22 protein-coding genes and 1 pseudogene are annotated in these 23059 nt (G+C 67.9%); 10 read left to right on the forward strand and 13 right to left on the reverse strand.

Annotated features, from left to right (window positions below):
• Window positions 1-32: 32 nt before the first annotated feature.
• Complete coding sequence (locus tag CPH63_RS02480) at window positions 33-1535, forward strand: DHA2 family efflux MFS transporter permease subunit (RefSeq protein WP_096301420.1); 1503 nt, start codon at window positions 33-35, stop codon at window positions 1533-1535.
• On the opposite strand, the gene CPH63_RS02485 is transcribed toward CPH63_RS02480, so the two are convergent.
• From CPH63_RS02485 to CPH63_RS02505, 5 genes are all read right to left on the reverse strand, one after another.
• Complete coding sequence (locus CPH63_RS02485) at window positions 1487-2644, reverse strand: alpha-hydroxy-acid oxidizing protein (protein ID WP_096301421.1); 1158 nt, start codon at window positions 2642-2644, stop codon at window positions 1487-1489. The genes CPH63_RS02480 and CPH63_RS02485 overlap by 49 nt on opposite strands.
• A gap of 9 nt (window positions 2645-2653) precedes the next feature.
• Window positions 2654-3652, reverse strand: a complete 999-nt coding sequence (locus tag CPH63_RS02490) for a putative zinc-binding metallopeptidase (RefSeq protein WP_096301422.1) — start codon at window positions 3650-3652, stop codon at window positions 2654-2656.
• 128 nt (window positions 3653-3780) lie between these two features.
• Window positions 3781-4758: a hypothetical protein gene (locus CPH63_RS02495; protein WP_157749225.1), complete on the reverse strand. Its 978-nt coding sequence runs from the start codon at window positions 4756-4758 to the stop codon at window positions 3781-3783.
• Between the two features lie 246 nt (window positions 4759-5004).
• Window positions 5005-7545 (reverse strand): RNA helicase, encoded by a 2541-nt coding sequence (locus tag CPH63_RS02500; protein ID WP_096301424.1) that lies wholly within the window; start codon window positions 7543-7545, stop codon window positions 5005-5007.
• Between the two features lie 92 nt (window positions 7546-7637).
• A complete protein-coding gene (locus tag CPH63_RS02505) occupies window positions 7638-8336 on the reverse strand; it encodes a QsdR family transcriptional regulator (RefSeq protein ID WP_157749226.1) in 699 nt (232 codons plus the stop codon).
• Between the two features lie 187 nt (window positions 8337-8523).
• Here CPH63_RS02505 and CPH63_RS02510 point away from each other — a divergent pair, with 187 nt between their 5' ends.
• Entirely contained in the window at window positions 8524-10761 is a 2238-nt protein-coding gene (locus CPH63_RS02510; protein WP_096301426.1) for an MFS transporter, read from the forward strand.
• A gap of 94 nt (window positions 10762-10855) precedes the next feature.
• On the opposite strand, the gene CPH63_RS02515 is transcribed toward CPH63_RS02510, so the two are convergent.
• A complete protein-coding gene (locus tag CPH63_RS02515) occupies window positions 10856-11446 on the reverse strand; it encodes a TIGR03086 family metal-binding protein (RefSeq protein WP_096301427.1) in 591 nt (196 codons plus the stop codon).
• Between the two features lie 124 nt (window positions 11447-11570).
• Between CPH63_RS02515 and CPH63_RS02520 the strand changes: the two genes are divergently transcribed.
• Complete coding sequence (locus tag CPH63_RS02520; RefSeq protein WP_096301428.1) at window positions 11571-12539, forward strand: YafY family protein; 969 nt, start codon at window positions 11571-11573, stop codon at window positions 12537-12539.
• Window positions 12540-12713: 174 nt separating this feature from the next.
• Here the strand turns inward: CPH63_RS02520 and CPH63_RS02525 are convergent.
• The 4 genes and pseudogenes from CPH63_RS02525 to CPH63_RS02535 all read right to left on the reverse strand — a co-directional run bounded on the left by CPH63_RS02525 (window position 12714) and on the right by CPH63_RS02535 (window position 16211).
• Window positions 12714-13945 (reverse strand): annotated as a pseudogene (locus tag CPH63_RS02525) (IS1380 family transposase).
• 671 nt (window positions 13946-14616) lie between these two features.
• On the reverse strand, window positions 14617-14907 hold the full coding sequence (locus CPH63_RS22010; RefSeq protein WP_157749227.1) for a hypothetical protein: 291 nt from the start codon (window positions 14905-14907) through the stop codon (window positions 14617-14619).
• Window positions 14908-15086: 179 nt separating this feature from the next.
• Window positions 15087-15281 (reverse strand): hypothetical protein, encoded by a 195-nt coding sequence (locus CPH63_RS22015; protein ID WP_157749228.1) that lies wholly within the window; start codon window positions 15279-15281, stop codon window positions 15087-15089.
• Window positions 15282-15293: 12 nt separating this feature from the next.
• Complete coding sequence (locus CPH63_RS02535) at window positions 15294-16211, reverse strand: DMT family transporter (protein WP_197704534.1); 918 nt, start codon at window positions 16209-16211, stop codon at window positions 15294-15296.
• Window positions 16212-16332: 121 nt separating this feature from the next.
• Here CPH63_RS02535 and CPH63_RS02540 point away from each other — a divergent pair, with 121 nt between their 5' ends.
• The 4 genes from CPH63_RS02540 to CPH63_RS02555 all read left to right on the forward strand — a co-directional run bounded on the left by CPH63_RS02540 (window position 16333) and on the right by CPH63_RS02555 (window position 19326).
• Window positions 16333-16755, forward strand: a complete 423-nt coding sequence (locus tag CPH63_RS02540) for a DUF3817 domain-containing protein (RefSeq protein ID WP_096301430.1) — start codon at window positions 16333-16335, stop codon at window positions 16753-16755.
• 39 nt (window positions 16756-16794) lie between these two features.
• Entirely contained in the window at window positions 16795-17397 is a 603-nt protein-coding gene (locus CPH63_RS02545) for a TetR/AcrR family transcriptional regulator (RefSeq protein WP_096301431.1), read from the forward strand.
• Window positions 17398-17520: 123 nt separating this feature from the next.
• Window positions 17521-18744: an MFS transporter gene (locus tag CPH63_RS02550; RefSeq protein ID WP_206745633.1), complete on the forward strand. Its 1224-nt coding sequence runs from the start codon at window positions 17521-17523 to the stop codon at window positions 18742-18744.
• 9 nt (window positions 18745-18753) lie between these two features.
• Entirely contained in the window at window positions 18754-19326 is a 573-nt protein-coding gene (locus tag CPH63_RS02555; RefSeq protein ID WP_096301432.1) for a dienelactone hydrolase family protein, read from the forward strand.
• Here the strand turns inward: CPH63_RS02555 and CPH63_RS02560 are convergent.
• Entirely contained in the window at window positions 19318-19911 is a 594-nt protein-coding gene (locus CPH63_RS02560) for an arsinothricin resistance N-acetyltransferase ArsN1 family B (RefSeq protein WP_206745634.1), read from the reverse strand. The genes CPH63_RS02555 and CPH63_RS02560 overlap by 9 nt on opposite strands.
• A complete protein-coding gene (locus CPH63_RS02565; RefSeq protein ID WP_096301433.1) occupies window positions 19908-20240 on the reverse strand; it encodes a nuclear transport factor 2 family protein in 333 nt (110 codons plus the stop codon). Before CPH63_RS02565 ends, CPH63_RS02560 begins: the two co-directional genes overlap by 4 nt.
• 93 nt (window positions 20241-20333) lie before the next feature.
• Here CPH63_RS02565 and CPH63_RS02570 point away from each other — a divergent pair, with 93 nt between their 5' ends.
• From CPH63_RS02570 to CPH63_RS02580, 3 genes are all read left to right on the forward strand, one after another.
• Window positions 20334-21107, forward strand: coding sequence for a pyrroline-5-carboxylate reductase (locus CPH63_RS02570; protein ID WP_172892149.1), 774 nt, complete (start codon window positions 20334-20336; stop codon window positions 21105-21107).
• A gap of 1 nt (window position 21108) precedes the next feature.
• The gene (locus CPH63_RS02575) at window positions 21109-21693 is read left to right on the forward strand and encodes a DUF309 domain-containing protein (protein WP_096301435.1); all 585 of its coding nucleotides are present in this window, start codon (window positions 21109-21111) and stop codon (window positions 21691-21693) included.
• A gap of 67 nt (window positions 21694-21760) precedes the next feature.
• The gene (locus CPH63_RS02580) at window positions 21761-22405 is read left to right on the forward strand and encodes a TetR/AcrR family transcriptional regulator (RefSeq protein WP_197704535.1); all 645 of its coding nucleotides are present in this window, start codon (window positions 21761-21763) and stop codon (window positions 22403-22405) included.
• On the opposite strand, the gene CPH63_RS02585 is transcribed toward CPH63_RS02580, so the two are convergent.
• On the reverse strand, window positions 22402-23046 hold the full coding sequence (locus CPH63_RS02585; RefSeq protein WP_096301436.1) for a response regulator transcription factor: 645 nt from the start codon (window positions 23044-23046) through the stop codon (window positions 22402-22404). The genes CPH63_RS02580 and CPH63_RS02585 overlap by 4 nt on opposite strands.
• Between the last annotated feature and the right edge of the window lie 13 nt (window positions 23047-23059).

Below are 23059 nucleotides of genomic sequence, written 5' to 3' on the forward strand. Positions count from 1 at the left end.
TCTACCCAAGTCAGCCTCTTAGAGTGCTGACTATGGTCAATTCCAGTCAGCCTCAGCCGTCGGGCACCGCGCCCGGCTCCACGCCAGCCACCAGCCGCCCCGGTCTGGTGCTGGCCATCCTGTCGGTGGCCGCGTTCATGGCCAGTCTCGACCTCTTCATCGTCAACGTGGCCTTCGACGACATAGGCCACGACTTCAGCAGCGCCTCGCTCTCGGATCTCAGCTGGATCCTCAACGGCTACGCGATCACCTACGCGGCACTGCTGGTCCCGCTCGGACGGCTGGCCGACCGCTACGGGCGCAAGGCTGGATTCCTGCTCGGCGTCGGGCTCTTCACGGTAGCCAGCGCAGCCTGTGCGGCCAGCACCGGCCTCTGGCTCCTCGTCTTCTTCCGAGTTCTGCAGGCGGTCGGCGCGGCGCTGCTGACACCGACGAGCCTCGGACTGCTACTGAGCGCCACCCCGGCGCAGCGCCGGGCCCGGGCCGTTCGGATCTGGGCCGCGTCCGGCGCGTTGGCCGCCGCCGCCGGCCCGGTCGTCGGCGGGCTGCTGGTCAGCGCATCCTGGCGCTGGGTCTTCCTGGTGAACATCCCGATCGGCATCGTCGCGCTGATCGCCACCGTCCGCTACGTACCCGATTCCCGTGACGCCAATCGCGGCCCGATCCCCGATCTGGCCGGCGCGTTGTTGCTGGTCATCGCCATCGGGTCACTCGCCCTCGGGCTGGTGAAGGCACCGAGTTGGGGTTGGCTCAGCGCCGACTTCATCACCACGATGGTCGTCGCCGCACTCGGCCTCGCCTTGTTCTGGTACCGCTCGCTGCACCACCGCGCTCCGGTGGTCGAGCCCGCCCTCCTGAAGGTCCGCGCCTTCGCCTGGTCGAACGTGACGGCACTGCTGTTCAGCATCGGGTTCGCGGCCAGCCTGCTCAGCAACATCCTGTGGATGCAGCAGATCTGGCACTACTCAGCGCTGCGCACCGGTCTGGCGGTCGCCCCCGGGCCACTGATGGTGCCGATCTTCGCCGCCGTCGGGCAGCGACTGGCCTCCCGGGTCTCGGTTGGCCGGCTGGCCGCCGCCGGCTGCCTGCTCTTCGGCGTGGGCGCGGTGCTGGTGTTGACCCGCGTCGGCCCAACCCCGAACTACGCGGAGGAGATCCTCCCCGGTTGGCTCGTCGGCGGTATCGGGGTCGGGCTGGCCCTTCCCACGATCCTCTCGGCCGCCACCATCGACCTGCCCGCGGCGCGCGCCGCGACCGGCAGCGCGGTCGTCAACATGAGCCGCCAGGTCGGCACTGTGCTCGGCGTGAGCATCCTGGTCGCATTGCTGGGGGTACCGCACGGCTACCTCGAGGCGCACACGGCCTTCCAGCGGGTCTGGTGGGCGATCGCCATCTCGGCCTGGGTCGCCGCCGTCACCGCCTTCGGCATGACGCCGCGCGGGCAGCGGGTCGACGTCGAGACATCAGCGCCGCTGGAGTCCGAGCCTCAGCACGGGACGAGCGCTTCGGGCGTCAGGTCGGCGATGCTGCGGTAACCGTCGATGGCCATCGTCAGATCGGCCTCGGCCAGCAGGCTGCGCAGGACGTGCTCGACCCCGCGCGCTCCGGCTAGGGATAGCCCGTAAACATAAGGGCGTCCGACCCCGACGGCGGTGGCGCCGAGGGCCAGGGCCTTCACGATGTCCGGGCCGCCGCGCACACCGGAGTCGAAGAGCACCGGCATCCCGTCGGCCGCGGCGACCACCCCGGCCAGGCAGTTCAGCGCCGGCAGTCCGCCGTTGGCCTGACGCCCGCCGTGGTTGGAGCAGACGATGCCGTCGACGCCGCCGTCCTTGGCCCGGGTGACATCCAGCGGTGAGCAGATTCCCTTGAGAAGTAAAGGGAGATTGGTGAGCGAGCGAAACCACGGGAGATCGTCCCAGCTCAGCGTCGGTTTCCCGAAGATGGAGGCCCAGGCGAGTTCTTCCCGGTGCGGCTGGCTCTCGGGGATCTGCCCGACAATCTGCGCGAAGCGTGGGTCACTGCGGTAGTTGGCCAGGCAGTGCCCGCGCAGCATCGGCAGGTAGGCGTTGCCCAGATCCCGCGGGCGCCACCCGTTGACCCAGGTGTCCACCGTGATGACGATGCCGGCATACCCTGCAACCTCGGCCCGATGCACCAGATTCTCGGTCAATTCACGGTCATTCGGCGGGTAGAGCTGGAAGAAGGCGGGAGTCGCTCCGGTCGCCTTGGCGACCTCCTCCAGCGGGCTGGCCGAGAGGGTGGAGGCGAGCATGGGCACCCCGGTGGCGGCGCTGGCCCGGGCGGTCTCCAGGTCACCCTCGGGATGACAGACGCCGAGGACGCCGACCGGGCAGAGATAGAGCGGACTGGGCAACTGCAGGTCGAAGAGCTCGACCGAGAGATCCCGCTCAGCCGCACCCACCATCATTCGGGGCATCAGCCCCCAACGCTGGAACGCCTCGACATTGCGGCGCTGGGTGTTCTCATCCCCGGCCCCACCGGCCACATAGCCGAGAACCGCCGCCGGGAGAGCGGCGTGAGCTCGCCGCTCCAGTTCGGCGTAGCTGACCGGAAGGTCAGGCTGCACGCCCTGCACGCCGTTGTAGTAGATCCCCAGCTGGTAGTCGCTCCAGTTCGCCATGGTTACGCATTATGCGCTGATGAGCTCGTGAATGAGGCGCATCTTCTCCAGCACGGCGGGGGGCAGGACGAACGGGTACAGGTCCTGATGACCCATGGATCGATTGATCATGTTGAGCGCCCAGGACAGCGGGAGCCAGAGCTCGATGATCCGGTCGAAACCGCTGCTGCCGGCTAGCGGCTTGTCCACGGTCGCGCCGGCCGGGGCGAAGCCGAAGGCGGCCGCGGTGTCGATGGTGTCGCGGATGTGCAGGTAGTGGGCGAACGTCTCGGCCCAGTCCTCGGCCGGGTGCATGGTGGCGTAGGAGGAGATGTAGTTCTCCGTCCAGCCCTCGGGTGCGCCCTCGGAGTAGTGCCGATCCAACGCGGCCTGGTAGTCGAGGTCGTAGTCACCGAAGAGCGCCTCGTACTGCTTGCGCGGCTCACCCTCCAGAGCCAGGACGTCGTTGTAGTAGTGGCCGATCTCGTGGCGGAAGTGCCCGAGCAGCGTCCGGTACGGCTCATCCATCGAGATGCGCAGCTGCTCGCGGTGGACGTCGTCACTCTCGGCCAGATCGAGGGTGATGACGCCGTTGTCGTGCCCGGTGATCACCTGCTCGTGAACGCTGGAGAGGAGGTCGAAGCAGAGACCGTGTTCCGGGTCGGTGTCACGGTCGACGATCGGCAGCCCGAGTTCGGTGAGCTCGAGTACCAGTCGGCGCTTCGCCGCCTCGGCCTCGGCGAACTCGGGCAGGCCGGTGAGGTCGCTGTCCGACGGTCGGGTCCGGGTCAGCGAGCAGGAGCGGCAGAGACCGGTCGGCGAGTCGGCGGCGACGAGCCAGTTGCAGACGGCGAGATTGAGGTTGGAGCAGATCCGCCGGGGCGGCTCGACGGTGGTGAGCCCGTCGGCACCGACGATCGCGAAATCACGGGTGTCGAGGTCGAACCCGACGTTGTTGCCGCAGCTGAGGCAGACGGAGTTCTCGAAGGCGAGGCGATTGCCGCAGTTCGGGCAGAGGAAGTCACGCATGATGATCCAGTTCAGGAAGCTTGCGCCGGAGGAGTCCGGCTTGGTAGTCAGGGGCCACCGCCTGACTACCCAACCACGGACCGTCCCTAACGCCGGCCTCCCAACGTCGGCTTCCCAAATGCGTGCGGCTAGCCGACCGTTCCGAAGATGTCGACGACCACATCGGTGGCGGTCGAGGCCAGGATGGCGATCTGGCGACTCGGCGGAACGTTCATCATCACCGTATTGCCACACTGCTGACCGGCCTGGTAGTTCAGCACCGTCATCTGCGGAAGCGACCCGCCGGCCGGATAGGCCTTGAGGTTTCCGCTGATGGTCGAGTTGGCCGAGGTGAACTTCAGCTGCACCGATGTCGTGCCCACCGGCACGGCCGAGGCCGGCAGCGTGATCGCGCGCAGCTCGCCGCCGGCGAACCGCCCCCCGCTGCTGCGGGTGTCGTAGGCACGCACCGGCACCGGGAGCACTCCGACGGCCCCCGCGCCCTCACTGAAGCCGACCCGCACCCCGTTGACCTGCTGCTTACCCGTGGTGTCGTTGTTGTAGAACACGAGGGCTAGTTTCGTCCCCGGCGGGAAGGGGCCGTAGTTCGCCGAGGTGACGACACCCCGGGTGGCGACGACGGCGGAGCTGACCGGGATGGTCACGTCGACCACTGGTGTGTAGAAACCACCGGTACCCGCTTCCCAGATCCGGCCGAGACCGCTCGTGGGGCTGGAGGCGCTGTTGTAGGTGTACCACTCGATGTCGCGAATCTTTGCCCCAGCCGGAATCTCCATGCTCGCCCAGAGGGCACTGGTCGTGCCGGTGGTGTAGACCCCGGATCCGCCCCAAGCGCGGAGCGCACTCGGCGACTCGGGCGTGAAGTCGAACATCTCGGCGTGGCGATAGGTGTAGCCGGCCAGCGGGGCCGAGGCGATCGTGGTGCCGGCGGTCGTAGCGTTCGGATGAGCACCGGACCCGCCGGCGGCGCCCCCGCCGGGGAGGACGGCCACGGCTTCGGCGGGCGCGGCGGCCGTGACACCCACGGCGGTAGCGCCGAGAGCGGCGGCGCCGGCCCCGGCGAAGAATCGGCGGCGTGGGATGTAGCGATCCATGTATTGGGCCATGACATGCCTCTCGATTGGGCGACGACTCGCGACCGGCGGCGTCGCAGCGAAGGAGCGTCCGTCAGCACTGTCGGACAGGAGCAATCACGCAGCCGTCATTGGCCGCTACCTCATCGAGAGGCTGCACCCGATCCGGTGATACGTCGCAAGCGTCCTGCGTTCTGGGTGCTATCACGCCACATGTGCAGGACCTTCGGCCAGATGTGCAGGCACGTGCGCACGCGCGCCGGCGAATGCCGACGAGAACTACCAGCGATCTACGGCCGTTACGTGCAGCACGGCTTCGCCGGCCTCATCGCTGGCGGCCAGATCCACCACCGCACTGATGCCCCAGTCGTGGTCCTCCTCCGGGTCGTCGAACACCTGGCGCACCACCCACTGGGTCGGCTCGACGGTCACCTGGAACAGGGCCGGCCCGCGGGCCACCGAACCCCAGCCCATCGAGGGATACTCCTCGAAATACTGGTCAAGCGCCTCCTGCCAGGCCTCGAAGTCCCACCCGTCGGCTCCGTCCAGCAGGCCGAGTTCGTAGTAATTGCGCCGGGCCGCGAGCGCCACCCGGCGGAAGAGCGCGTTGCGGACGAGCACGGTGAAGGCGCGCACATTCGAGGTGAGGCTGCGGGTCGGTGGGGCCACATCGCGCACTGACGGGTCGAGGTCGCCGCTGGTCATGTGCTCCCACTCGTCCAGCAGGCTGGAGTCGACCTGATGCACCAGCTCGCCCAGCCACTCGGTGAGCTCCTCCACACCCTCCGTCCGGGCCACCGCCGAGACACCGGCCCGAAGCGCCCGATAGGCGTCGGAGAGGTAGCGCAGCACCAGCCCTTCGGAGCGGGTAAGGCCGTAAAAGGAAACGTATTCACCGAAAGTCATCGCCCGTTCCCACATGTCCCGCACGACCGACTTCGGCGATAGTTCCAGCTCGCGCAGCCACGGGTGCCCCTGGGCGTAGATCTCGAAGGCGGCGTTCAGCAGCTCGGCCAACGGCTGTGGATAGGTGACCTCCTCCAGCAGCTCCATCCGCTCGTCGTATTCGATCCCCTCCGACTTCATCCGCCCGATCGCCTCACCCCGGGCCTTGTGTTCCTGGGCCGAGAGGATCTGACGTGGGTTCTCCAGCGTGGACTCGATCACCGAGAGCACGTCGAGGGCGAAGGTCTCCGATTCGAGGTCGAGAATCTCCACAGCGGCCAGGGCGAAAGTCGACAGCGGTTGGTTCAGCGCGAAGTTCATCGGCAGGTCCACCGTCGGCCGGACGGTCCGGCCGACGGCGTCCGGAACCTCCAACCGCTCGATGACCCCAGCCGTCAGCAGTGAGCGATAGGCCTGGATCGCCGTCCGCACATGGCGGCGCTGGGCAGCGGCCGGCTCATGGTTGTCGGTCAGCAGCTTGCGCATCGCGACAAAGGCATCACCGGGACGGGCGATCACGTTCAGCAGCATCGAGTGGGAGACCTGGAAATGTGACTTCAGCGGCTCCGGCTCGGCCGCGATCAGACGATCATGCGTCCCCTTCGACCACGAGACGAACCCCTCCGGCGCCTTCTTGCGCTGCACCCGCTTCAGCTTCTTCGGGTCGTCTCCGGCCTTGGCGACGAGCCGGATGTTCTCCACCTCGTGCTCGGGGGCCTGCACGACCACGGTGCCCGCGGTGTCGAAGCCGGCCCGGCCGGCCCGCCCGGCGATCTGGTGGAACTCCCGCGCCTGCAGGTGACGGGTGCGCTGACCGTCGTACTTCGACAGCGAGGTGAGCACCACCGTCCGGATCGGGACGTTGATGCCGACCCCGAGTGTGTCGGTGCCACAGATGATCTTGAGCAGGCCGGTCTGGGCCAGCTGCTCGACCAGCCGCCGGTACTTCGGCAGCATCCCGGCGTGGTGCACCCCGATCCCATGGCGAACCAGCCGGGAGAGCACCTTCCCGAAGCCGGAGCTGAAGCGGAAGTCGCCGATGGCCAGCGCGATCCGATCCTTCTCCTCCCGGGTGCAGACGTTCACGCTCATCAGGGCCTGCGCCTGCTCCAGCGCCGACGCCTGCGTGAAGTGAACGATGTAGATCGGCGCCTGATGCGTCTGCAGCAGGTCGGTGATCGTCTCGTGCAGCGGCGTGGTGGCGTAGTAATGGTGCAGCGGGACTGGGCGATTCACCGACGTGACCACGGCGGTGTTCCGCCCGTTGCGCCGGGTGAGGTCATCGGCGAAGAACTTCACGTCACCGAGGGTGGCCGACATGAGCAGGAACTGGGCCCGGGGGAGTTCCAGCAGCGGAACCTGCCAGGCCCAGCCCCGATCGCCGTCGCCGTAGTAGTGGAACTCGTCCATGATCACCAGGTGGATATCGGCCGCCGCCCCCTGCCGAAGCGCCAGGTTGGCCAGCACCTCGGCCGTGCAGCAGATGATCGGCGCGTCGGCGTTGACGCTCGCGTCGCCGGTCATCATGCCGACCCGCGACGGCCCGAAGATCGCGCAGAGGTCGAAGAACTTCTCACTCACCAACGCCTTGATCGGCGCGGTGTAGAAGCTGCGCTTCCCCTCGACCAGAGCGGCGAAGTGCGCCCCGGTGGCGACCAGAGACTTTCCCGAGCCGGTCGGGGTCGAGAGGATGACGTTGGAACCGGTGACGATCTCGATGAGGGCTTCGGACTGTGCGGGGTACAGCTCGATCCCCCGTGACTCGACCCAGCTGGAGAACGCGTCGAAGACCGCATCCGGGTCGGCCGCCCCAGTCTCGGCCTGGCTCACGGCAGCGTCCAGAATTGCGGCGAGCGCGCTCGGCTGGCTGGTCATCACCGCCTAGCCTGCCTGATGGGTTCGGCGAGGCTTCGGGCAGGACCGGGCGGGACCGGACAGGGCCGGGCAGGACTGGGCGCGGCGCCGGCCTAGGTCTGCCGCGGGGTGAGTGCGCCGGCCAGCAGGCTGCGCACGACCTCGATACCCACCTCTATATCCGGGTCGCGCACCGCGAGCACGTCGGAGTACATGAAGCTCTCGATGAGACGGACGATCGCATAGGCCAGGGTGGCCGGCGGGATGCTGAAGTGCAGGTCGTCCTTCTCGATCTCCAACTCGAGGAGGTTGCGAGTCACCGTGATGAAGCCGCGCTGGATCTGACCGGTCGGGCCGGTGAGGATGCGCATCGCCGCCTGCGGCTCCTCGTCGATGAAGCGCCGGATCTGCGGGGTGCCCTGGTAGCGGCGCACAACAGTGCCGATGGCGGCGTTGAGGCGCTCCAGGCCGGTCAGCTCGGCGGTCTCCTCCAGCACCAGCGCGTAGCTCATCCGGGAGCGCCACCAGATCGCCTGGCCGAGGAGATTGTCCCGGTCGCCGGCCTGGCGGTAGAGCGTAGAGCGTGAGACACCGAGGGTCTGGGCCAGCGAACCCATGTCGAGGCGGCGCAGTTCGTCGAAGTCTCGAAGCGCGGCCGAGAGGGCGGCCTCGCGGATGTTGGACGGCGCAGAGACCCCGCCGGGGAGCACACGGGCGACATCTGGGCAGCGTTCAGCGGCTCGAACCGAATCGGCCTGCAACTTCGCGGCCCATCTCGTCGAATGACCGAATGTGGGTGTTGCGCTTGCCAAGCCAGAGGGATGGGCAGATATTGAAGCGGACGAGGTCGCGCCTGCCCGGTCTTTCGGGTCCGGCGGACCTATCGGAGCCTCGGCCGACACCCCCACTGGCGAAATCCTTTCCTTCGTGCAACATTTCCCATATCGTCTCATTTCTGAGACCTAGAGCACAACATGCCCCCAAGCTGGAGGAATACGAATGACCGCGCTCGCGCATTCATCAGATGAGGCGCCGGAAACGGCCGTCACCGAATCCCTATGGAACCGACAACTCGGTCGTTACCCGACTAACACCCGTCGCTATACATACCTCGCAATCACCGTCCTCGCCACCGTAGTGCTCTATTACGAGCTATACATCCAAGGCGCGGTCGCCACGCAGATCATCACGTACTTCCACATGACCTTCGGGTTCTACGTGGCGGTCTCGATCGTCGGCAACGCGGTGGGGGCACTCGGCTCACTGGCCGCCGGTCTGGCCGATCGCTGGGGACGGGCCAACATGGTCGTGTACGGCCTGGCCATCACCGGCCTGATCATTCTCTTCGGGCTGCCGCACGCCGGCAGCAAGGGCGTCTACATGTTCCTCTTCGCGATCCTGAGCGTGGTCGAGGGCATCGTGCTGGTGGCCACTCCGGCGCTGGTGCGCGACTTCAGCCCGCAGATCGGACGGGCGAGCGCGATGGGTTTCTGGACCCTCGGCCCGGTCCTCGGTAGCCTCGCGGTCACCGCGGTCAGCAGCAACACCCTCGACTCGCACCCCGATTGGCAGTTCCAGTTCTACGTCTGCGGCACCGTCGGCCTGATCGTCTTCGTGCTTGCCTTCATCCTGCTGCGCGAGCTGAGCCCGAAGCTGCGCGACCAGCTGATGGTCACCCACCGCGAGCGGGTGCTCGTCGAGGCCCGCGCCGCCGGACTCGACCCGGAGACCGCCCTGCACGGCCACTGGAAGCAGATGATGAAGGCCGACATCATCGGCCCGGCCTTCGCCATCAGCATCTTCCTGATCTTCTACTACGTCGCCGTCGGCTTCTTCGTCGTCTACTTGGCCACCGTCTTCGGGTACTCGGAGTCGCAGGCCAACGCGCTCGGCAACTGGTACTGGGTCACCAACGCGATCGCCCTGGTGGTCGCCGGTGTGCTCTCCGACCGCTTCCGGGTCCGCAAGCCGTTCATGATCATCGGCGCCCTGGTCAGCGCCGCCGGAGTAGCCGTCTGGGCCACCAAGGCGACGACCGGCGTGCACGGCACCAACCCGCCGACCACCAGCTACTACGAGCTGGCGGCGATCATCGTCGTCATCGCCGCCGGTGGCGGCGTCGCGTACACCGCCTGGATGGCCGCCTTCACCGAGACGGTCGAGAAGCACAACCCGGCGGCCACGGCCACCGGTCTCGCCGTCTGGGGTGCGCTGCTGCGCACCGTGGTCACCGTCGTCCTCATCGCCCTCACCTTCGTCGTCAGCGGCACGAACGCCCTGGTCGACAAGGGTCCGAAGGTGCAGGAGTTGGCGGCCAAGTACCACGCCGAGCTGGCTACCGCCGCCCTCATCACACCGGCTCATCTAGCGGCGCTCACCGCCAACCCAACGAGCCCGCTGGCCCAGGTTGCCGCACTCGCCGACATCACCGCCAGTAAGGGCGTCACCGCCACCCAGATCGTCCAGGTGAAGACGGATTCGGCGAAATACAAGGACGAGCTGGCCACTGCGGCGGCGATTCAGCCGGCCAACCTGGCTGCACTGACGGTCGCTCCGACCGACCCGGCGGCCCAGGTGGCGGCCCTGGCCGACCTGACCGGCCCCAAGGGGGTCAATGCGGCGCAGATCGTGCAGCTGAAGACCGACTCGGTGAAGTACGCCCAGGAGATCGAGACGCTCAGCGCGATCAGTCCGGCCACCCTGGCCGCGTTGCAGGCCAACCCGACCGGCCCGGCGGCCGTCGCCGCGGTCGGTCAGATCGCGGTCAGACTGCGCGTCCCCGCAGCGACGGCGGCGGCCCGGTTGGCGGCGGCCAGTGCCGTACCGAAGGCCGACCTGGCCCTGCTCACCACGGCCGGTCCGGTGGTGAAGGATGCCTCGGCGCAGTTGGCCGCACTCGGTGCCGTGCCGGTCTCCTCGCTGGCCCTGCTCAAGACGGCGGGACCGGTCGTGCAGGATGCCGCCGCCCAGCTGACCGCGCTCGGCAAGGTACCGCCGGCGGACTTGGCCTACCTCAAGGCCAATGCGGCCGACGTGGTCAAGGCCCAGAACGACATCGGCAAGCAGTGGCGCACCTGGTGGTGGATCTGCTTCGCGGCCCAGATTCTCTTCATCCCGTTTGTTTTCCTGATGATCGGACGCTGGAGCCCGAAGGCCGCCAAGCAGGATGCGGCTGAGTACGACGCCAAGATCGAGGTGGAGCTGCAGGCGCTTCAGGCGGCGGAGGCGTCCAGTTAGCCAGACGGCGCAGGCGTCCAGCTAGCCACAGCTCAGCTCGCTCGACGAGTACGACAATGGGAGCCCCCGCACGCTGCAGGGGCTCCCATTGTCGTTACTGCTTGCGCCCCAGCCACCCGGCCAGCCGGGCGTAGGCACCGGCCTCGTCCGGCACCTCGATGACCGTGTCGAACGGCATCTCAGGATCCTGCCGCGCCTCGGCCGGAACGGCCATCCGACCGATTCCCAACGCCAGTTCGGCCAGCTCCGGCGCCCCTTCACTGGGCTGGCCGGTGGCCACCGCCAGGTCCCAGCCGTGCGTCAGGATCTCCATGACGTAGCCCCCGAGCGCGATCCGGCCGGGCACCACGCCCCACGGCACCTTGGCCATCGCATCGAGCGTCGACTCCGGCGACCACACCGCCACCGTGCGCAGCCGCGCCTGCCGGAACTCGGCCAGCAGCTGCTCGTCGGGGACACCGTAGATCTGCGGCTCGACATCGTCACAGTCGCCGCCCCGGCCGACGTGCGCGATGCGGTTCATCCCGCCGATCATGTGCCCGACCAGGGTGCGGACGTCGTACTCGTCGCACGGGGTGGGGAGGCCGAACTGCTCCGGACGGATACCGGCCACCGTCAGCTCCGTCTGGGCGGTCGCCTGGGCGTAGGGAAGTCGGGGATCGAAGGTGGTCAGCTGTGCGGTCATGGGATTCTCCTGAGATCTCTGAGTGATTGGCTGCTGCGCTCTACATCGCTGTCGGTTCGACGAGATCCATATTGGTTGCCAATACTTGACACGTGATGTCAGGTATTGATGCCACTATTGAGGCATGAGAGCTGACCGGTTGCTGGCGATCCTGCTCACCCTGCAGGGGCGCGGAATGGTCTCCGCGCGCGAGCTAGCGCAGCGGCTGGAGGTCTCCACGCGCACCATCTACCGCGACGTCGACGCGCTGAGCGCCGCCGGGGTGCCGGTCTACTGCGAGCAGGGTCGCTCCGGCGGGGTGCGCCTGCTCGACGGCTACCAGGCGAAGGTTCCGGCGCTCACCCCGGAGGAGTCGATGTCTCTCTTCGTCCTCACCTCGCAGCGCACGCACGCCGACCTGGGCCTGGGCGACGCCCTGGCCAGCGCCATGTCCAAGCTGCTGGCAGCCGTGCCACAGAGTCAGCGCAGCGACGCCGAGCGGGCCGGCCTGCGCATTCTGGCCGACCCGCGCCCCTGGATGAAGCCCGGCGACGAGGTGCCCCAGCTGGCCCTGGTGCAGCGGGTCGTCCTCAACGACCTTCGACTGCACATCACCTATAGACATGGGCGGAGCGAACGGGTCAGCCGCTACACCCTTGACCCGTACGGGCTGGTCGCCAAGGCCGGCGTCTGGTACCTGGTGGCCGACTCGCGGCGGGCGGCCCGGCTGTTCCGGGTGAGCCGGATGCTGGAGGCCACCGAGCTCAACGAGCCGGTACGCCGGCGCAGCACGGTCACCCTGGAGCAGCTCTGGAGCGATCTCTCGACGGTGGCCGAGCAGCGGCCGACCGAGGTCTCAGCCGTCGTCCGGGTGGTACCGGCGGCACTGGGGCGTATCAGACGGATCACCGCCTCCTATCTTGTCGCCGAGGATCCGGTCACCGATGTCCCGGGAAAGAAGGGGCAGGTAGACATCACGCTGCAGTTCAACCACATCTGGGCCGCCCGAGGACTGCTGCTCGGCTTCGGGGCCGACGTCGAGGTGCTCTCCCCGCCCGAGCTGCGTGAGGAGATGCGGCGCTGCGCCGAAGAGGTTCAGCAGTTGTATAGCTAGCCCGAATCTTTCGTGATGGTCTGGGCGATGGCGGGTTTTCGGTTCGGTGGTGGGCGTTTGCGTGATTCTGATTCTGGGGTGCGGTGATCTGACCGGGGTTCGCCTGGGTGGGCGCCGGTTTCCACTGTCCGGTGGGTGCTTTGCTGGTCGTGGGGTCGGCGGGTGGGGTGGTGCTCAGCTGGGTGCTGGGATTCGCCGTAGTCGTTGCAGACCGTCGGTGATGAGGTGGGCCCAGGGCGCGGTCGCGGCGAGGTGGAGCTGTTGTCGCCGGCCGTGACGGCTGAGTCGGGCCGCGATGCTGAAGATCCGCAGCCGTAGCCGTTTCGGTTCCCACCTCCGGGCGTGGTGGGTGGTGAACGCGAGCAGTTGGGTCCAGGCGGTCAGCTCGCAGGCCAGGGCGACGATGGCGCACCAGATCTGGTTCTGGTTGAAGTCGTGCAACGGGAGGTTGTTCAGGCCGGTGTCTTTGGCGTGGCGGATGCGGTCTTCGCAGCGGGCCCGGCGGCGGTGGCGTAGTTCGAGGTCAGCGATCTGCCCGGTGCTGGCGTTGGTAGCGAAGGCGGTGATGCGGTGCCCGTCGGTGTCGGTGATCCGCAGCTGAGCGCCGGGGTGGGGTCGTTCTTTGCGATGATGACCCGCATCCCCGTGGGCCAGGTGCTCAGGTTCATCAGCCCGGAGACGTCGGCGACCCACGCCCCGTCGCGGACACCGCCGTTGCTGTCGTAGGCCGGTGACCACGCCTGGTCGGGGACTTTCGGCAGTACATCATTGGCGAAACCGGTCTGGAAGGCGAACCCGACCGAGTACAACAATCCTTGCGCGGTGAGCCAGGACAGCAACTCGTGGGTGCCGCCGGCGGAATCGGCCCGGATCAACACCGCTGGTCGACGGCGGCGCGCTGGGAGTTGCGCCAGCGCTTGTTCGATGACGATGATGTGGTCGGTCGCGGTGTTGGAGCCGGCGTTGCCCGGACGCAGCAGGAACGACAACGGCTCACCGCCACCGTCTTCGCCATGGTCGGCGAAGGCCCATAGCGGGTGATGACCGAAGCCTCTCTTGAACGTCGGCGCCGCTTTCTCTTTCTCCGAATGGGCGGCGATGAGGGTGGCGTCGACGTCGATGATCAACGGCGCTGTCGCTGTTCGTCCTCGGTTCGGGGCGTGCCGGCCGGCGGCTGACCACGCTGCTGCTCGGGCCTGGGCGCGGGCGGTGTTGATCGCCGCCAACGCTGCTGGCGCGTCCACGGCGAGCGTGTCGATCAACCTCGACACCGTCGGATCGGAGGCCACCGCACCGAAGACACCAGGCTCGGCACGGAGCACGGAGATGTCGGCCAGGCAGTCCCCGCCCAGTGCCAGGCTGATCGCGAGGTCGGTGATGATCTTCCCAGGATCATGCACCGCCATCGGCTTACGCCACGGCGCCACGCCTGCGACAACGACGTCAGCAGCCCCGTACTGCGGACGGTTTCGACCACCACGACACCACCGGCATGAGACACCACACCGGTCCCGGCCGTGTCGGCTTGGACGCGCGGATACGACCCGATATTCTTCACCACGAAGGTGCTCCCCGTTCAACGAACTTGGTTACTCGACATCTCCAAGTTTCATTGACGTGGAGCACTTTTCAGTTCAACGGCACACCCTCACCGTGAAAGCAGCGGGCTAGGTGCCTCTCGACTGCCCAGCTGTTGTTGCAGCGGAGCTCAGTTGTGCGTGCCAGCAAAGACGTGATCGAGCTCGCAGATGAAGTCCATACCCCGTAAGTGGCCGTTGGGGCGGCTACGGCCTGCGGGCAGGAGAACGTCTCCGCAACAGGTCCTGACTTCGTCACCGAATCCGACGAATAGGCCAACGTCTTGGCCGTGATCGAAACCAGCAGGTTGCCCTCGGCGTCGTAGATCCTGGTCTGTACCTGCCCGGTCGCGACGTTCTTCACGCTTGCCAGGTGCCCGGCGGTGTCCCAGGTCAGAGCCTTGCCGGGCGCAGACTGCGTATCGCCTACTGCGTCGTAGGCGTAGGGGTCGTGACATGGCTGCGGTAACCTCAAGAACTGGGGTACCGATGGGGCGGACTCACCTGTTGACGGCGAACTCGTCCACGATTGACTGCGCCAATGCGCGAAGTTCTGGTAGATCCGCCGCAATTTTTCGTGTCCGCGCAAAGTCAGCGGCGGCTTCAACTGACTGCAGGATCATTATCGACATCGTCTCGTCTACCGTGTGCGGCTCCATTGGGAGTTCGTTCGGAACACCGGCTGTGACAAGAAGCAAAGACCGCTTCTTGGAGTAGCGCCCGGTTCGGATGCCGGGCACGTGCGGTGCTCCGTCACGTCCTGGCGTCACTTCGCCCGGAACGATGTACACGACATTTAATCTGAGCACCGACTTGACATCTCTGCGGGCAGAGCGAACGAAAGGCGAAATCCGGCTTAGGCCCGCGGACCACGCCCGAGGGAACGGCATCGTCCCTCCGACATGGGCGCCCAATGTGAGGGCGGCAGCCTCCGCTTCGCGCTCACGTTCTAGCCACTCCTCACGGGTTATCAATCTTCGTAGTCACCTCCACTGCCACCTCCACCACCCACCCCGTCCTCGTCAAATGGGTCAATGGATCCAGGGGCAGGATTCCAGTTCTCGTTGTTCATCGGACCCGCATCGCGTTGGACGATCCACCGCTCCAGTGCAGCCATTACCGCTCTCGGCCCCTTGGTCAACTGGATCATCTGCTTGTCTGCCATGAATGTCTTAGACTAGTGCGGCAGGTGGGCGTGGCTGACGTAGTGGTCGCTCTCGACCTGGGCCTGGCCGAGCGCCAGCTCGACCGTCGCGACCACCATGATGACCGTCGCCACCGCCATCAGCAGCAGCTTCCCGTGACCGACTCTCAGGTGCTCCTCCAGCAGCAGCACCCCGAGGATCGAGGCGGTGAGCGGCTCGACGACCTGGATGATCGGCATCGACGTCCGCAGCGATCCGGCCTGGAAGGCCACCTGCTGCAGATAGACCCCGCCCAGCCCGACCACCACCAGCGCATAGGTCTCCCACGAAGTGAAGACCGCCCCCGGGCCGTGCTGGACGAGCTCGACGACCACCTTGGTCAGCAGCGCGGCGACGCCGGCCAGGAAGCCGACGGCCAGCGCAAGCAGGCTGGAGCGGGTCGCGCCGCTGCGGCGCAGCCCGACGGCCACACAGAGCGCGACCAGCGGGCCGCCGACCAACAGCAGCAGAATCCACGACCGGGGGTGCGGCTGCTCCAGACCACGGGACGGGTTACCGACCACCACGAAGATGGCCAGCGCCATCACGAGGGCGCTCCCCCAGATCCAGACGTGGCGACGCAGCTTCACCTTGGCCACCCGCGCCTCCAGCGGCAGCGCGAAGAGGATGGAGGTGACCAGCAATGGCTGCACCACCAGCAGCGACCCGAAGCCGAGAGCCACCGCCTGCAGCAGGTAGCCACCGAGGTTGCCGAGCGTGCCGGCCCACCAGAGCGGGCGCCGCAGCAGCACGCCGATGAGTTGCCCACGGTCGACCTCGTCGTCGGTGACCTTCGAGGCCGCCCGCTGCTGGGCCACCGTGGCCACCGCGAAGGCCACCGCCGAGAGGAGGGCCAGGATTATCGCGATCGTCGTGTGATGTCCGAGGATCCCGTGATGGTGGTGATGCACCCGCTGCCCTCCCTCCGGTTGTGCCCGTCTTTCCTTCAGCCTGCCGTATGTTGCCTCAGCCGGCGTCAGTGCGCCTCACCGCATTCAGCCAGCTCACGGGGAGCACCGCTACTCTGGGCCGATGCCCAGCACAGACTCCACCCAGCTTCCGGTCAGCCGCGGATCGGCCACGTCCCAGTCCAGCGTCGCTGCGTTTCGCTACGTCGCCATCGCCGAGGCCACCTCATGGCTGCTGCTCATCGTCGCGACGATCGTCAAGTACGCCGCCGACGCCCCGATCGGGGTGAAGTTCCTCGGCCCCATCCACGGCATTCTCTTCATCGCCTACGTGCTGCTGGCCCTGTCGTTGAAGCGCCCGCTCGGCTGGAGCGGGCGCACCCTGCTCATCGTGCTGGGTGACTCGATCCTGCCCGGTGGTGGCTTCCTGGTCGCCCGGCGCGCCGACCTGCAGACGCCGCCCGCCGCGACCCCTACCACCCCCGCCGCCCCCGCCGCCCCCGCCGCCCCCGCCGCGGCGAACGATCCTGCCAATAGCGCGCTGTAGCCCTCGATTAGCAGGATCGTTCGTCTCGAAGGGGTGGCCATGGAGCCAGAGTCAGCGCCGCCGACTCCCGGCCGCGGGCGGCCCCGAAGCGAGCGAGCCCGGACGGCGATCGTGCAGGCGGCCGGCGAGCTGATGTACGAAGGCGGCATGAAGGCCGCCACCATGGAGGCGATCGCCGCCCGCGCCGGCGTCAGCAAGGCCACGATCTACAAATGGTGGCCCAGCCGCAACGCAGTCGCCCTCGAGGGGTTCTTCGCCCGCGTCCGAGACGCCAGCGAGATTCCGGAGACGGACGACCTCCGGCAGGCCCTCAGCTATGAGGTCGACGCGCTCATCCAGGTCTTCCGCGACACCGAAGGCGGACCGCTGATGCGGGCCATCATCGGCCAGGCGGTGGCCGACCCCGATGTCGCGCTGGCCCTTCGTGAACGCTGGCTGGCTCCGCGGCGCGAGGTGGTGGCCGAAATCCTCACCGAGGCCGTCCGACGGGGCGAGCTGCGCGCCGACACCGACACCGACCTGGCCGCCGATCAGCTCTTCGCCCCGATCTACCACCGGCTCATCTTCGGCCACGAGCCCCTCGACGCCGGGATGGCGGAGCGCATCGTCAACCAGCTGCTGCACGGTATCGCCGCCGGCTAACACGTCCGAGCCGACTTGCCGGTAGGAATTAATGAACGTAGCGTTTAGTTAAAGGGGCGAGACGAAGAGATCCGGACGAGAGAGACAGCAGCCGTGGCCGTGCAAGACACCGTGCAACATCCAGTGATCGATCCGCTCCTCGAGCTTGATGCGTCGAAGGCTCGCAGTATGCGTCTGATCACCCTGGTGCTGGCCATCGCCTGTGGGGCCACCGTCGCCAACCTCTACTACTGCCAGCCGCTGCTCCCCCTGCTCAGCGATACCTTCGGCGTCAGCCAGGGCACGGCAGCCGTCGTCGTCACCCTGACCCAGCTCGGCTACGCCTTCGGGATGCTCTTCCTGCTCCCACTCGGCGACCTGCTGGAGAACCGCAAGTTCGCCTCCCGCACGCTGCTGGCCACCACGGTGGCCCTGCTCATCGCCGCGTTCGCCAAGGACTTCGCCCTCTTCGCCGGCATGTCGGTGCTCATCGGAGTCACCTCGGTGGTGGCCCAGATCCTCATTCCCTTCGCCGCCCACCTGGCCCCGGAGGCCGAACGAGGCCGCTTCGTCGGACGGGTGATGAGCGGCCTGCTGCTCGGGATCCTGTTGGCCCGCACGGTCGCCAGCCTGGTCGCCGCTCAGTGGGGGTGGCGCAGTGTCTACGTCATCTCGGCGGTGCTGATGCTCGCCACCTCACTGGCCCTGGTGAAGGTGCTACCGACGCACCGCCCGCAGACCAAGGCCAAGTACCCGCAGTTGCTGCGCTCGCTCGGGATGCTGGTGCGGACCGAGCCGGCACTGCGCCGCCGCGCCGCCTGCCAGGCCCTGATGTTCGGTACCTTCTCCTGTTTCTGGACCTCGATCGCCTACGAACTCATCGACGAGCACGGCTTCTCGCAGACCGCCATCGGCCTCTTCGCCCTGGTCGGCGCCGCCGGCGCCCTGGCCGCGCCGATCGCCGGCCGGTTGGCCGACCACGGCCACAGCGTGATCGGCAGCGGCTCGGCCATCGCGCTCGCCTTCATCGCCATGCTGCTGGCCGGGTTCGGCTCGGCCAACATCGTGGTCCTGGCCGCCGCGGCGGTGCTCCTCGACCTCGGCGTGCAGGGGCACCAGGTCTTCAGCCAGCAGGAGATCTACTCGCTGCGCGGTGACGCCCGGGCCCGCATCAACACGGTCTTCATGACCACGGTCTTCATCGGTGGCGCAATTGCTTCCGGTCTCTCCGGCCTGCTGCACGAGCAGTACGGCTGGCGCACCGTCGCCTTCTTCGGGGCCTGCCTACCGCTGGTGGCGCTGAGCATCTGGGGTGTCGCGACACTGCGGCGACGTTCGAGCCGGAGGCTTGTCAGCAGCCCGCGCTAACGTCGGCGCATGCCTGACATCGCCCTCTTCCACTCGGTGCTCGGAGTGCGCCAGGGTGTGCTCGACGCGGCGCTGCGATTGACCCGGTTGGGGCATCGCGTCGTGGTGGTCGATCAGTACGAGGGTCGCGAGTTCGACGACTACGACGAGGCCGGCGAATTCGCCGAGTCGATCGGCTATCCGGCGCTGATGCAGCGGGCCCTCACGCACACGGCCGAGATCCCGGACGGTTTCGTCGCCGCCGGCTTCTCCAACGGCGGCGGCATGGCCGAATTCGTCGCCACCCGGCGCCGCGTCGCCGGGGTGCTCATGCTCTCCGGCGCCCTCCCGCTGGAGATGCTCGGCGTCGGCGAGTGGCCGGCCGGCGTCCCGGCCCAGATTCACTACGCCGTCGACGACCCGTTCCGACGGCAGGCGGGCATCGACAGCGTGGTCGCCTCGATCAGAGCCGCCGGCGGAGACCTGGACGTCTACGACTACCCCGGCCGCGGCCACCTCTTCACCGACAAGTCCCTCGAGGCGGAGTATGACGCGCGGTCGGCGGCGCTGCTCTGGGAGCGAGTATCCGACTTCTTAAGCTGAGCCGGGGCCGGTGACGGGCAGCCAGCTCCGCGGTTCGGGCGGCTCGGTCGGCGGTTGCGCACCGGCGAAGAGGGGGCGCTGCCACCAGCCGACATCCCACCACTGACCGAACTTGAACCCGACACCCTGATAGACGCCGACCGGCGTGAAGCCCATCGCTTCGTGCAGCCCGACACTGGCCGCGTTCGGCAGCGCGATGCCGGCGTAGAGGCGCAGGTAACCCAGCCCGCGCAGCTCGTCGAAGAGTCGTTCGTAGAGCCCTCGCCCGATGCCCTGCCCAGCCACCGACGGCTCCAGGTACACCGAGACGTCAGCCATCCACCGGTAGGCCGATCGGGCTCGGTGGGGCGATCCGTAGGCGTAACCGACGACCCGCCCGTTCCGTTGGGCGACCAGCCACGGCAGCACCGGAGCCTCGTCGATCGGGTCCGGCGTCCGGTGCCGCATCCGGCGCTGGATCTCGCCGGCATCCGGCGGCACCTCCTCGAAGGAGATCGCCGTCTCGGCCACGTAGGGGGCGTAGATCTCGGCGATCCGGGGCGCGTCCGCCGCGGTTGCCGCCCGCAGCGTCACCTCGCCGCTCACACCCGACCCCCGAAGAACACCTCGGTCTCGACGAGCTTCCCGTCCCGGACCTGGCTGTACTCGACGTTGCGATAGCGGGTGCCGTCGGCCAGCTGATACTCGTAGAGCACCATCGCCGCGGCTGGCCCGACATCGGTCAGCTGCAGGATCTCCTGCGAGACGAAGCGCGCCGCCGTCGGGAAGCAGCGCTCTAGGAAGGCGGTGCGGTCGATGTGGTCGTCCTGCGGGCTGGTGAAGCGGAAGCCGTCGGCGAGCAGGCTCTGCATTCGCTCCAGATCCTGAGCGCGGTAGGCGGCCAGGGCGGCGCCGACGATGTCGCGGGCTGACATACCTCCATCATGACAAGATCTGAAGCACAGGCGCACGGCCCACGCCGAGACTCCTCGGCGCAGCCGGGCCTGCCGAGATTCCTTGGAGGAGCAATGACGGTCGGCTTCGTCGGCGCGGGAAACATGGCCCGGGCGATGAGCCTCGGTTGGGGCGATCCCATCCTCTGCACTGACGCCGGCTCCGGACGCGCCGCGGCGCTGGCCGCTGAGGTCGGCGGCAGCGCGGTGGCCACCAACGCCGAGCTGGCCGCCGGCAGCGACCTGATCGTCCTCGCGCACAAGCCGGCCCTCCTCGGCCGGGTCGCCGACGAGGTGACGGCCGGGCTCACCAGCCGGACCAGCCGCACCAGGGCGATCGTCTCCGTGCTGGCCGGCGCCACCCTGGCCGACCTGCAGTCGGCCTACCCGCACGTACCGGTGCTGCGGATCGAACCGAACACGCTGGTGCAGCTGCGGCGTGGGGTGCTGCTGATGGCCACTCCGCGCCCGGAGACGGATCGCGCGCTGGTCGCCGAGATCGTCGAGCTCTTCGAGCGGCTCGGGACGGTGGTCACGGTCCGGGAGGAGCAGTTCTCGGCCGCCTCCTCGGTCTCGGGCGTCGGACCGGCCTACTGGGCCTTGCTGGTCGAGGCGCAGATGGACGCCGCGGTGCGCCACGGACTGACCCCCGAAGTGGCCGGGCGGTTGATCACCGCGACGATGGCCGGCACCGCCGAACTCCTGCGCCAGGATGACTTCGATACCCTCGCCGCCCGGCGGGCCGTAACCTCACCGGGCGGCGTGACGGCCCGCGGGTTGGCCGCACTGGAGCGGGCCGGGATCCGCAGCGCCTTCAACGACGCGATGGACGCGACGGTCGACGACTGACGTGGCGACCCCAACCGATCCACCGTCCGCCGATCCACCGCCCGCCGAGCCGCCGGAGGATCGCCCCCGTGACGCCGACGGACGGGCTCGCAGCAACCGGCCCCGTGATGGGCTGGGGCGGCCGCTGCCCTACGGCGCGACCGGGGTCGAGCGCCAACCCGAGGGAGTCGTCCGAACCCCGGAGCAGACGCTGGCCGAGGCTCGGCGACTACTGGAGGGCGGCAAACCATTCCACGCGCACGAGGTCTTCGAAGATGCCTGGAAGGGCGCCGGCGAGCCCGAACGCGAGCTCTGGCGCGGCCTGGCCCAGCTGGCCGTCGGCCTCACCCACGCCGCGCGGGGGAACCCGGCCAGCGCGGCAACCCTGCTTCGGCGCGGAGCGGTCACGATCACCCCGTACCGGGTAAGTAACCCCTTCGGGATCGACGTCGGGCTGCTGGTGGAGTGGGCCGATTCGTCGGCCGACGAATGCGACGATGCCGCGAACGGGGGAGGCTCCGAGGCGACCCCAGCCCCCCTCCGGATGCCGTCAGGCTGGTCGGGTCAGCGCGCGTCAATGACCGATCTGCGCAGAACGGGCGAATAAGGTTTCTCTGGAAACTAATTTGCCAACTCAGCGCGCCGTATCCAAAACCACTGGATATGCTGACCTCATGGTCCCCCGCCGCACACAGGAGCAACGCAGCAGTGAGATGCGCACGCGTCTGCTCGAAGCCACCATTGACTGTCTCGTCGACTACGGGTATGCCGGAACGACGGTGAACCGGGTCGCCGAGCGCGCCGGCGTCACCCGCGGTGCTCAGGTCCACCACTACCCGGCCAAGGTCGACCTGGTGGTCGCTGCGGTCCAGTACCTGGCAACCAAGCGCATCGAAGCCGCCCGCATCGACGCGAAGACGCTGGTCACCTCGACGAACAAGCTCTCCGACGCCCTCGATCTGCTCTGGAAGATGAACCAGGGGCGCCTCTTCGAGGCCAGTGTCGAGCTCTGGGTCGCCGCGCGCACCGACTCCGACCTGCGCTCGCACGCGCATGAGGTCGAGGGTCTGGTCGCAGCCGCCGCGCTGGAGATCGGCACCATGATCATGCCCGAGCGCACCAAGGATCCCCGCTTCATCGCGCAGATCTACAGCGCTCGCGACACGATCCGCGGCTTGATCATCTGGAGCTGGGGCATGAGCGAGCCGCAGCGCGAGGCTCGTTGGATGCATGCCAAGCGGCTCATGCTCGACGCCTGGCCGGTGCCCGCCGACGAGGAGATCCGTCAGTTCGCCGGCGCCCAGCGGGTCGCCCGCTAGTTGTTCGGCGGGTCGCCCAACACCTCGGCACCGAAGACCGCCGCCTGGGTGCGCCGCTGCATACCCAACTTCGCCAACAGCCCGGAGACGTAGTTCTTCACCGTCTTCTCGGCCAGGAACAGCCGGTCACCGATCTGCCGGTTGGTGAGCCCGTCGGTGATCAGCGCGAGGATCTCCCGCTCCCGGTCGCTCAGACCGGCCAGCCGAGGATCGGTGGCGGCCCCGTCGCGCAGCCGGGCCAACACCCGCTCACTCACCTCCGGATCGATCAGCGACTTGCCGGCGGCCACCTCCCGCACCGTGTGCACCAGGTTCGAGCCCCGAACCTCCTTCAGCACGTAGGCGGCGGCTCCGGCCAGCACCGCGGAGAAGATCGCGTCGTCGTCGTCGTAGGAGGTGAGGATGAGGCAATGCGTCTCCGGCACGCTGGAGCGGATCTCCCGGCAGACGTCGATCCCGCTTCCATCGGGGAGCCGGGCATCGAGGATCGCGACGTCCGGGCGCAGCGCCTTGACGCGCAGCAGTGCCTGTTCGGCCGTGCCGGCATCCCCGACGATCTCGATTCCGGGTTCGTAGCTCAGCATCTCAGCGATGCCCCGGCGCACGATCTCATGGTCGTCGAGCAGAAAAACTCGTATCACCGGGCACCATCTC

The sequence above is a fragment of the Jatrophihabitans sp. GAS493 genome, assembly GCF_900230215.1.
Taxonomy (GTDB): domain Bacteria; phylum Actinomycetota; class Actinomycetes; order Mycobacteriales; family Jatrophihabitantaceae; genus MT45.